Below are 12,568 nucleotides of genomic sequence, written 5' to 3' on the forward strand. Positions count from 1 at the left end.
CATGAAAAAGGGGTGAAGCCGCGAGGGCTTCACCCCTTTTCCGTTACTGCATCGTGCGCGTTGGCTGCCTCCTCAGCTGACGATGAAGTCCGCCTGGGTCACGGTGGCACTGGCCACGCCCACCAAAGTGATGCTGTCGGCTCCGATGGTGACCAGGGTGTCGGCCCCCACCCCAGCGATGACCACACTACCAGCGAAGTTCGCCGCGGTAATGCCCAGATTCGCGACATGCAAGCGGTCCTGGCCTCCCGCAGGAATGGCATCGAAGCCGAGAATCTGGTCCTGCCCGAAGCCCGCACCGAACTGGAAGATGTCATTGCCTGCGCCACCATTCATGGTGTCGTTGCCTGCACCGCCAACCAGGACGTCGTTCCCACCCAGTCCATTGAGAGTGTCGGCGTCACTTCCGCCCAGGATCCGGTTGGCCAGGGTATTGCCCGTGCCACTGAACGCCCCGCTGCCAATGAACACCAGGTTCTCCACGTTCGTCCCGAGACTGTAACTCGACAGCGTCGTGCGAACGACATCAGTCCCATCACCCACCGCCTCAGCCACGAAGTCCAGCGCATTGTCCACGTAGTAGGTGTCATTACCGCTGCCACCCATCATCGTGTCGGCATCCGCGCCACCATTGAGCACGTCGTTGCCGGTCAGCCCATGGAGAATGTCATTCCCGGCCAGGCCGTCGAGGGTATCAGTGCTGGTGCCACCGACCAGCCGGTTGGCCAAGGCGTTGCCGGTCCCCGTAAAGGCGCCGGCACCAAGGGAGACCAGGACCTCGAGATTGGCCCCCAGGGTGTAGCTGGACAGCGTCGTACGGACCATGTCACTCCCCTCGCCCGTATTCTCGACCACCACATCCAGCGCGTTGTCCACATAGAAGGTGTCGTCCCCGACTCCCCCCACCATACGATCAGCCCCTGCATTGCCGTTGAGGACATCATTGCCGGCTACACCGAACATCATGTCATTGCCGCCGCCACCGCTCAGGGTATCGTTCCCCACGGCACCGGCGATCACATTCGCCAGGCCGTTCCCCACCGCCGTGAAATTGCTGCTTCCGATATAGGCCAGATCCTCGACGTTGGCGCCCAGGCTGTAACTCGCAAGGGTCGTGCGCACCATGTCACGCCCGTCCCCGGCTGCCTCGGTCACCGAATCGAGCACGTTGTCGACATAGAAGGTGTCGTTGCCGGCTCCACCGGTCATGCTGTCGGCACCCGTGGCGCCATCGATCAGGTCATTGCCGGCTCCACCGTTGAGCGTGTCGTTACCACCACCGCCGTTCATCACATCGTCACCGGCGGTACCGGTCAGGATGTCGTTGCCAGGACCGCCGTTGAACGTCCCGCCGATGAAGGCGGTCGCCGCCGACGCCACCTGGTTGAGGAAGCCCTGGTCATCCGTGAAGCTCGCCACCACCCGCAGCATCAACCCAACCTGCAATGCGCCGGGGGTGAAGCTTGCCGACGTGGCACCGCCAATGTTGGTCCAGGTCGTGCCGTTGGCGGAGGACTGCCACTGGAAGCTGAACACCGAGGTGGTGGTGCCATCGGCATCGGCGATGGTGCCGCGCGTGGCCGTCAGCAGTTGGCCTTGGGCCGGCGTGGTGTCGCTGATCACTGGCGCACCAGTCGGTACATCGTTGACCTGGGTGCCCGATACCGGTGCAGTCACTGCCGAGTACACGGTCTCCAGCACGCCATTGCCGTCCTTGTAGATGGCCTTCAGGCGCATCGCCAGCCCAGCCTGGGCGGCGGTGACCAGGAAGCTCGGTCCGGTGGCGCGGGCCAGTTCGGCGCCGGCGTTCTCGATGATGATGTCTTCGAAGATGCCGTCACCACGCACGTCAGCCTGCCAGTAGTAGGACACCGGCCCGGTGACAATGCCACCCGCGTTGTTGGCATCGGTCACACCTGCAATGGATGCCACCAGGCGAGTCCCCACCTCCGGTGTGGCATCGCTGATTGTTGCCAGCCCCACAGGCCCGCTATTGAGACCAACCACCAGCGCCTCGCTGACATCGTTGAACTGCAGGCGCTCGATACCACTCAGGCGGTCGCTACCATCGCGTCCATCGACAGTGTCGGTCACGGTCCAGGTGCCATCACCGTTGTTGAGCACCGTGTAATCGGCACGATTGCCGGAAAACTCGGCGGTGTCGTAGTTGAACGCCCCATTGCCGGCGAGCAGCTCGCGAGTGACCACCAACTGACCGGGGGTGTAGCGGCCGGTAAGCATGTCGTGTACCAGCTCGGTCATGCTGAAGGCGCGGTCAATCTCCGGTCCGGTTCCGTCGGCGTTCTGCTTCACGCTGATATAGACGGTCAACGAGCGATCGCCGTCGATCCGGTCATCCCCGCCCCGGCCCGCGATGATGTCGCTACCGCTGCCACCGAGGATGATGTTACCGGCGCCGAACGAGGTGACCCCAGTGCCCAGGAATTCCCCCAACCCGGCGATCAGGCCGATGTTGGTGAGGATGCTGCCGTTCACGCCCGAGGTGGAGATGGCCGCCGCATCGCGGTCGTCACCCTTGAGGATGTCGCTGTGGGACGAACCGGACAGACCTTCCATGAACTCGAAGCGAGTCAACAGGGAAGCGGTCGACGGAGTCACCGGGGTTTCGTCGAAGGCACGCAGGTCGAACTCGATATTGACCCCCTGCGGGTCGTCGCGGAACACTGCCCAGTCGAAGCCGGAGGCACCGACATAGCGGTCGCCCTCGCCGCCATTGCCGAGCATGATGTCGTCACCACCCTCGCCATCCATGCGGTCGATGATGCCGCGCTCGCCGATGTACACATCGTTGCCGGGCACGTTGTCCAGGCCGAACTCGTTGAAGTTGTCACCGGCGTTGCCGTCAGGGCCGCCCAGTTCCAGCCAGTCATCACCCTCGTTGCCGAACTGCGCTTCGTTGCCACGGGTACCAAGGATGAAGTCGTTGCCGACGCCACCGAAGATTTCCGTGGCGTCCTCACCCGAGACGATGAAGTCGTTGCCGAAACCACCCAGCAGCAGGTTGATGCCATTGCCGCCGTGGATGACGTCGTTGCCACCGTCGCCCTGGATGTTATCGTCGCCGCCGCGGTCGGTGATGATGTCGTCGCCATCGCCTGCGCGGATCAGGTCGTTGCCGTCGCCGCCTTCAATGCGATCACGACCGCCATCGCCCCAGATCGTGTCGTCACCGATGCTGGCGATCATGACGTCGTCGCCGTCGGTACCGCCCAGCACCACGTGCTCATCACCGGTGTAGCGCAGGTAGTTGGTGTTCGCCTCGTTGTAGAACGCCGTGGCGAGATTGTCGGTATTGACCGGGTTGTCGCGGATCACCCAGGGCAGCAAGGCACTGCCGCCCTGCGGGTCTTCGCCTGGAGCAGCGAAGTCGTCGAGGCTTTCGTCGATACCCACCGTCGAGGGATCATCACCGAGAATGCCATCAGCCCCAGGGTTGACCACATCCGCGTTGAACTGCCGGGTAATGTCCACCTCCAGGATCAGGCCTGGGTCGGAGAAGATATCCCCTGGCAGGTGGATCGCGTTGGTGTTGGCCATCACCATCTTGGCGAAGGAGTTGTTCTCCAGCTCGGTGAGGAAGTTCATGCTCGCCGTGCGTTCGAGGTAGTAGAAACGATCGCCGTCCTGGAGTTTCTCCATCTGGTTCTCGAACACGAAGTTGAAGGTCGAGCCCAGCAGACCACCGAAAGGCATCTGCCTTTCAGCCAAACCACCGATCCACAGGTCGATATCGTTGACCCCAGTGGTAGCCGCGGGTCCATTGAGGAAGGCCAGACGATCCGCGGTGTCGGCGGTGAAGGTGCGCTGTTCCGCCGTCCCTTCGTTGATGATCGCATCGCCACCAAACACCAGGGCGAAGGCCACCGCACGCTTCTCGGCAGTCGTATTCACGTCAGCCGCCAGCAATTCGGCATGGGTGCCATAGGCCGCGATGAAGTTGACGATGGACGTCTGGTGCTTCAGATGAGCAGCGAAGTCGACCCAACTGGTGTAGGGCCGCAGCTGGCTGTCGCCGGTCGCGTTGTAGAAGTCCTGACGCGCCGCGTTGAGCGTGGGCACGCCGGTGTCACGGCCGCGAGCGATGTTGATGGTGGCCAGGTCCAGTGGCAATCCGAGGAGGTTGTTGCGCAATGCCTCGGTGACGAACTCGTCAATCTCGTTGCCGGCCTGGCGAGTCATGCCACGGACGATATTGCCGGCAGCCTCCTCAGCCGACAGGGCACCGTTGTTGTTGAACGCTAGCGGGTTCAGGAAGGCATCGATCAGATCCATGCTGCCCGCGTCGGTGAAGTCCGGGTTCAGCCGGTCCACAGTCTCGGTGAGCATGGAGTGGCCGAAGCGGTACACCACGTGGGCGAACTCGGCGACGATCGCCGGGTTGATCTGGGTGTCATACACCTGGGTGGCATTGAAGAACACATCCACCTGCGGCTGCACCTTGCGGGCGAACTCCTCGAACACCAGGTGCTGGTACTGCATTTCCGTCGTGAAGCGAGCCGCCTGGAACAGACGTTCGCCATTCCAGCTGCCGTCCGCATTCTGCCAATTGCTGATGAAATCCGGATCGTTGCTGGCCAGCACCACAGCCTTGATCTGATCGACCATGCGGTTGTGCTCGGCGTGGAACACATGGTGAACCGAGGTCAGCCCGATGTTCTCGTTACCACGCCCGTCGCCTGTGATGAAGTGGCGGTCGAGCAGTTCGTTGTCAAAGGTATTGGCCGGTTGGGGCAGGAACGGTTGGTTGCCTGGCCCCACCGGTAGATTCGGATCGAATGCGGGGTTCGGTACCGGACCGGTTACCGCGTCTGCATCCGCCGTCATCAACGCGCCGGTCTGGCTGTTGAACGGGTTGGCCGCATGGGCGATGTCATCCAGGAACGCATGCCCGGTGAACAGGGCGTTGCCCGGAATCGCGAGGCCGCCCGCGACGCCCTCGACGAGCACGATCTGGTCGCCAACAAGGGTGACGATCTGCGCGAACCCGTTCGCTCCCGGGATGAACTTGCCATAGAGGTCAGTCGCCAACAGCGGGACATTGCCGATGTTGCCATCGGTCAACTGGATGCCCAGCATCTGGGCGGCCTGAGCCTTGACTTCGGCCCAGGTCGGCAGGCCACCGACGCCATCGAGCATGCGACCCGTGGCGACCGGATTTCCGCTAGCGTCTGGCTCGTACTCGCGCAGGAACACCTGGTGCGAGGCGTGGGACGTATAGGTCTGGTTCTGGTCGACGAACGGCGTGGTCGTATTGAGCGGTCCGCCACCGATGATGTCGTCTGCGGTGCCCATCAAGCCGTCCTGCCCCGGAGCATCGTTGCTGGTGCGGGTGAGGATCATGAAGTTCGAGGTACCCCCCGGAACGAAGAGGGGGTCATCCGGCTGCAGCGGCACGAAGACAAAGCCATTGCCGCCCTTGGTCACCAGGTCCAGGCCATGGTCGAAGAACTGGCCGAACAGGGTGAACCAGGAGTTGAAGCCGGCGGACAGCCCCTCGTCCGGCGCGGTGTTGGGGATGAACAGCGGCTGGCCAGCCGGGATCGGTGCGCCGTTCAGGTCCAGCAGCACGCCACTGGGGTCCAGGGTTCCCAGACCGGCATCCACATAGGCCTGCACAGCGGCTGGGTTGGTGATGGTCTGGTCGACGATCAGGTTGGAGATGGTCCGCGGGTCAGTATCGGCCACATTGCCGGGGGCGCCGTAGTCGGTGTTGGTGACCACGCCTCCCGGGCCGAGGTTCATGGTGTCCCCGTCCTGGTCGTCACGGAACACGGGTGGGACCAGGTTCGGGAAAGGCTGGTCAGCCGCACCGAAGTGCTCCTGACCCGGAACCAGGTTATTGAAGGAGCCATCCACAGTGCGCAGACCAAATGCACCGCGAGAGTTAGGCACGATATCCAGCAGGTTCTCACCAGCGGCATGGCGCTCGGAGATAATGATCTGGTCGAGGATGAACTGCAGGTCGCTGCGAACCAGATGTACGCCGGGGCTGGCAACGAAGCTTTCCTGCGGTACGGCTGCTGGCGGCGCAACAACCACGTTGCCGTTCACCGCGGCAGTAGCGTTCGAGAACACGTTCTCCAGCACGCCATCGGCGTCCTTGTAGACAGCCCTCACCCGCAGCGCCAGGCCGTCGAGGTCGGCAGTCACACGGAAGCTGTCGCGTTGCGCCGTTTCCGGTCGTTCCCCGGCTTCGTTGACGATATCCACGAACAAACCCGATCCGGCAACGGTCTCTCTTTGCCAGAAGTAGGCAACCGGCCCGGTAATCGCGCCCGTCGGGTTCCCTCCGGTAATGTTGTCCGCATCGGTCACCAGCAGGGACGAAGCGGTCAGGACCTGGCCGTTCTGCGGAGTGTTATCGCTGATCTGCAGCAGCCCCTGCGGGCCGGCGTTGCCACCAGGCACCAAAGCCACGGACTGATCGTTGAACTGGAGCCGTTCGATGCCGGTCAGCCGGTCCACGCCGTCGGCACCAATGACGGTATTGCCGTCGACGTCCACCTCAAGGTGGGTCACCGTGATCACGTCGTCGCTGAAGTCCAGCGTGGTGCCGTTGTTGTTGATATCGACCTGGTAGTCGTCGAAGTTGCCCGAGTAAACCGCTGTGTCGTAGTTGGGGCCAACGGTCTGGATGACTTCACGCACGATGACCAGCTGCGACGGATTGATCGCACCCGAGAGCATGTCCGGAATCAGCGCGCCAATACTGTCGACCCGGCGAATTTCCGTGGCCGGATCGCTAGGATTGGTACGCACGCTGACATAGGCGTTGAGCGTACGATCGCCATCGATCAGGTCATCGCCGCCGCGGCCTTCGAGGATATCGCTGCCGCCACCGCCAAGGATGATGTTGCCCCCGCCGAACGACGTGACACCTGCGCCGAGGAACTCCTGCAGCCCGGCGATCAGGTCGATGCCGGCTTGGTTCAGCACGCTGCCCAGCGGACCGTTTTCAGCGATCTCCGCAGCATCCGCGTTGTCACCGCGCAGGACATCACCGAACTGCGAACCCGCCAAGCCTTCGACGAAGGCGAAGCGGTCGAAGATGCCGGCGTTGGAAGCGGGAACCGGCGGCTCGAAGAAGTCGTCGACGATCATGTCGGCCAGCACGCCGAACGGGTCGAACTTGTAGCTGACCCAGTCGAAGCCGGAGCCACCATCGAAGTGGTCGGCACCTTCCGAGCCGAAGAAGATATCGTCGCCGCCTTCACCGATCATCTCATCGAAGCCACCACCGCCGACGAAGACGTCATTGCCTGCCACCTCGTCCAGGGCGAAGGGCGAGAAGTTGTCGCCGGGGGCACCGTCCTGGGTACCGATCTCGATCCAGTCGTCGCCTTCGTTACCGGCAGTCTGCAGGTTGCCCTTGGCACCGTAGATGAAGTCGTTGCCGGTACCGCCGAAGGTTTCCGACACGTCCTCGCCAGTGATGATGAAGTCGTTTCCGGCACCGCCAAGGATCAGGTTGAAGCCGTTGCCGCCATGGATGACGTCGTTGCCGTCGTCACCCTTGATGTTATCGTCGCCGCCCATGTCCGTGATGATGTCGTCGCCGGCGCCGCCATTGAGGCTGTCCACGCCATCGCCGCCTTCGATACGGTCATTGCCGCCATCGCCCCAGATGGTGTCATCGCCGATGCTGGCGATCAGGATGTCGGCTTCGTTGGTGCCACCGAGCACCACGTGGTCTTCACCGGTGTAGCGCAGGTAGTTGGTGTCGGCTCCCGGAGTGGCCGGGTTGTCGCGGATCACCAACGGAACAAGCACATTGTCGCCCAGCGGGTCCTCGTTGGGCGTCGCGATATCGTCGGCGCTTTCATCCACAAGCGGGGTGGATGGATCATCGCCAAGAATTCCATCAGCACCGGGGTTGTTGACGACACCAGCGTTGAACTGGCGCGTCTGGTCGACTTCCAGGATCAGACCAGGAGCGGTGAAGATATCCGCCGGCAGTCGATCAACGTCGGTGTTGCGCATCACCATCTTGGCGAAGGAGTTCTGCTCCATCTCGGTGAGGAAGTTGAGTCCTGCCAAGCGGCCCAAGTAGTAGAAGCGGTCGCCGTTCTGCAGGGCCTCCAACTGGGTCTCGAAGACGAAGTTGAAGGTGGAACCCAGCAGCCCGCCGAAGGGCATCTGCTTCTCGGCCAGGCCGCCCACCCAGAAGTCCACCAGATCCAGGCCGGTAGTGGTCACTCCATTGGCGCCGCTGGCCCATTCTCCGGTGCTGTGCAAGAAGTCCAGGCGGTCCTCGGGTGCACCAGCACCACCAAGAACGATGGCCATGGCGGCGGCGCGCTTGCCATCAAGGGTCAATGCGCCGGTGATGGTGGAGTGGGTGCCATAGGCGGCGATGAAGTTGATCAGCGACGCCTCATGCTTGAGGCCGCCCATGAAGTCCACCCAGCTGCTGTAGGCCTCCAGCTGACTGTCCCCGGTCGCTTCGAAGAACTCACGGCGAGCTGCGTTGAGCGACGGGATACCGGCATCACGGCCACGGGCGATGTTGATGGTCGCCAAGTCCAGCGGCAGACCCAGCAGATTGTTGCGCAAGGCCTCGGTGACGAACTCGTCGATCTCGTTGCCCTGTTGACGGGTGACACCACGAACAATGGCTCCGGCGGCTGCATCCGCATCCGCCCCGCTGGCGGCGAACGCCAAGGGGTTGAGGAAGGCGGCGATCAGGCCTATCTCGCTGTTGACGAAGTTCGGGTCCAGACGGTCGATGGTTTCAGTCAGCATGGAGTGACCGAAGCGATACACCACGTGGGCGAACTCGGCGACGATCGACGGGTCGATGGTGGCGTCGAAGCCAGTGGGAGCGAGGAACGCATCGACATTCGGCTGCACCTTACGGGCGAACTCCTCGAACACCAGGTGCTGGTACTGCATTTCCGTGCCGAACTTGGCGGCCTGGAACAGTCGCTCGCCATTCCATACCAGAGTGGATGTATCGGCGGGAATCTGTCCGACAACGGGAACCAGCAACCACTGGTTGAGGAAATCCACATCGCCGGAACTCAGAATCACCTCCTTCGTGTGGTCCACCAGGCGGTTGTGCTCCGAGTGGAACACGTGGTGCACGGCGGTGAGACCGATGTTCTCGTTCACCCGACCGTCGCCAGCGATGTAGTGGGAGTCCAGCAATTCGTTGTCGTAGGTGGCCGGATTGCCATCGTCGGTTCCGGCAACGCCGTCAGCGTCGGCGGCCAGCAGCGCGCCGGTCTGGCTATTGAAGGGGTTCGCGCTATGGGCGATGTCATCGAGGAAGGCATGGCCGGTGCGCACAGCGTTGGCCAAACTGATGCCCTGTCCGCCGTTGGCGGTCGGATCGCCTTCGACCAAGAAGGTCCCACCGGCACCATCGCTCATTACCACTTGCGGATAGCCGTTGGCCCCCTTGATGAAGTTGCCATAGGGATCGGTAGCTAGCAGCGGAATGTTGCCCACGTCCGCATCGGTCAGGTTGATGCCAAGGACATCGCGGGCCTGGGCCTTGACCGTGGCCCAAGTGGCCATGCCGCCCAGGTCCACGTCATTGCCGTTGCCAAAGACCCCGTCCACCAGGTCACGGTTGGTAATCAGCTTGCCAGTCGTTACCGGACCGTCAGCAGTCGTGACATAGGCACGCAGGAACACCTGGTGCGAGGGGTGCGAACTGTAGGTCTGGTTCTGGTCGACGAAGGGCGAGGTGGTGTTGGTGTGCTCGTGGATATCGTCCTCGGTACCCAATACACCATCCGCACCCGGCTGGTTGGTGGCACGGGTCAGGACCAGGAAATTGGTCGCGCTGTTCGGGTTGAACAGCGGATCGTCCTCTTGCAGCTGAATGAAGATGGTCCCGCTGCCCCCCTTGCTCACCAAGTCCAGACCATGGTCGAAGAACTGGCCGAAGAAAGTGAACCAGGAGTTGAACGGTGCCGACAGGCCCTCATCCGGTGTGGTGTTGGGGATGAAGAACACCTCCTGGTCATCCGGCGTGCCAAAGATGCCATCGAGTCCCGGGCTCAGGACGGGAGCCGCGCCACCGTTGGCTTCCACCGCCGCCGGATTATTGGCGGTCTGGTCGACGATCAAGTTACTGATGGTCCTCGGCTGCGAGTCGAACACTAAACCACTGGTCTGGCTGTAGGTCGTCCCGTTATCTGCAATGCGGAAAACCGGATCGAGCAAGCGCGGAAACAGGTTGTCCGCCGCCCCGAACTCGGTCTGCCCCAGCACCAGGTGGTTGAATGATCCGTCGACGGTCCGCAGTCCCCAGGGAACCTGTGAATTCGGCAGCAGTAGCGACAGGTCCTCACCTGCCGCATGGGCTTCAGAGATCAGGATCTGCTGGAGAATGAACTCGAGGTCAGACTTGATGTAGGTGGCCATGGTGTTGTTTTCCTCAATCCGACAGCAATTAGTCAGGCCGAATCACACCCACGCGGGGGCAATTCCACGTTTCTTCGAAGGAAATCGATCAAGCCGGGCAAATCGCAGTCGCGGCCGAACCCGCCAAGCCTTGGAAGTGGCTCAGTTCCGACTGAATGGATTTGTCCCCGTCAGCGCCGCGCTCAAAGGCGGCACTTCAACTCAGGCGAGGGGTGGGCCGTGGAAACGGACCTGGGGGGCGGCACAGGCTGAAGGGCCATTTGGCCCACTGCGCGAGAATGAATCGATGCTCATTGCGGTGTTCTCCCTAGCACTCTTGTGGCGGGCGCCACAGCGATGTCCCTCAACGCCGCTGCGTGCCAAAAAACAGTCATGCTCGTTCACACCCTGACTAAAGCCCCGGCCCTAGGCACTGTCAATAAAACGTCAGCATGTGTTTCTAAATGTAAAAACACATTAAGCTAATGATTTAAAAGGATTAGTTGACTAATTCAAGTGCACCAAGTGCATTCAACATGCGGTAGCACTCTTCCAACGGTCCTGGCACGCTCTTCTCCTGACAGCTAGAAGTGGCGTTCTAGAGCGGCTGCTGGTCGTATTCCCACTTATCAGCGGATTACAACCGTTGACTCAAGTGGGAAATCCGGGCAATTCACCGGCACCTTTTTTGCTTGATAAAGAGTAGACGGGGCGGCCCATACGCCAGAAACTTGGCGACACCGATTCAGCAGTCCAAAAGTGCCGAAATAGGGCCTGGCAATCGATCTGGCGAGCGATTCTGCCAGGCATGAAAAAGGGGTGAAGCCGCGAGGGCTTCACCCCTTTTCCGTTACTGCATCGTGCGCGTTGGCTGCCTCCTCAGCTGACGATGAAGTCCGCCTGGGTCACGGTGGCACTGGCCACGCCCACCAAAGTGATGCTGTCGGCTCCGATGGTGACCAGGGTGTCGGCCCCCACCCCAGCGATGACCACACTACCAGCGAAGTTCGCCGCGGTAATGCCCAGATTCGCGACATGCAAGCGGTCCTGGCCTCCCGCAGGAATGGCATCGAAGCCGAGAATCTGGTCCTGCCCGAAGCCCGCACCGAACTGGAAGATGTCATTGCCTGCGCCACCATTCATGGTGTCGTTGCCTGCACCGCCAACCAGGACGTCGTTCCCACCCAGTCCATTGAGAGTGTCGGCGTCACTTCCGCCCAGGATCCGGTTGGCCAGGGTATTGCCCGTGCCACTGAACGCCCCGCTGCCAATGAACACCAGGTTCTCCACGTTCGTCCCGAGACTGTAACTCGACAGCGTCGTGCGAACGACATCAGTCCCATCACCCACCGCCTCAGCCACGAAGTCCAGCGCATTGTCCACGTAGTAGGTGTCATTACCGCTGCCACCCATCATCGTGTCGGCATCCGCGCCACCATTGAGCACGTCGTTGCCGGTCAGCCCATGGAGAATGTCATTCCCGGCCAGGCCGTCGAGGGTATCAGTGCTGGTGCCACCGACCAGCCGGTTGGCCAAGGCGTTGCCGGTCCCCGTAAAGGCGCCGGCACCAAGGGAGACCAGGACCTCGAGATTGGCCCCCAGGGTGTAGCTGGACAGCGTCGTACGGACCATGTCACTCCCCTCGCCCGTATTCTCGACCACCACATCCAGCGCGTTGTCCACATAGAAGGTGTCGTCCCCGACTCCCCCCACCATACGATCAGCCCCTGCATTGCCGTTGAGGACATCATTGCCGGCTACACCGAACATCATGTCATTGCCGCCGCCACCGCTCAGGGTATCGTTCCCCACGGCACCGGCGATCACATTCGCCAGGCCGTTCCCCACCGCCGTGAAATTGCTGCTTCCGATATAGGCCAGATCCTCGACGTTGGCGCCCAGGCTGTAACTCGCAAGGGTCGTGCGCACCATGTCACGCCCGTCCCCGGCTGCCTCGGTCACCGAATCGAGCACGTTGTCGACATAGAAGGTGTCGTTGCCGGCTCCACCGGTCATGCTGTCGGCACCCGTGGCGCCATCGATCAGGTCATTGCCGGCTCCACCGTTGAGCGTGTCGTTACCACCACCGCCGTTCATCACATCGTCACCGGCGGTACCGGTCAGGATGTCGTTGCCAGGACCGCCGTTGAACGTCCCGCCGATGAAGGCGGTCGCCGCCGACGCCACCTGGTTG

Annotated in this window: 2 protein-coding genes; both read right to left on the reverse strand. The window is 62.0% G+C overall.

Annotated features, from left to right (window positions below; all coding sequences use genetic code 11):
• Positions 1-72 precede the first annotated feature (72 nt).
• Positions 73-10,395 (reverse strand): peroxidase family protein, encoded by a 10,323-nt coding sequence (locus E8E75_RS02315; protein WP_120649884.1) that lies wholly within the window; start codon positions 10,393-10,395, stop codon positions 73-75.
• 858 nt (positions 10,396-11,253) lie between these two features.
• The coding region (locus E8E75_RS02320) for a calcium-binding protein (protein WP_348530008.1) at positions 11,254-12,568 on the reverse strand (1,315 nt) is incomplete at its 5' end.

The sequence above is a fragment of the Pseudomonas sp. BN606 genome (genome assembly GCF_029873115.1).
Lineage (GTDB): Bacteria > Pseudomonadota > Gammaproteobacteria > Pseudomonadales > Pseudomonadaceae > Metapseudomonas.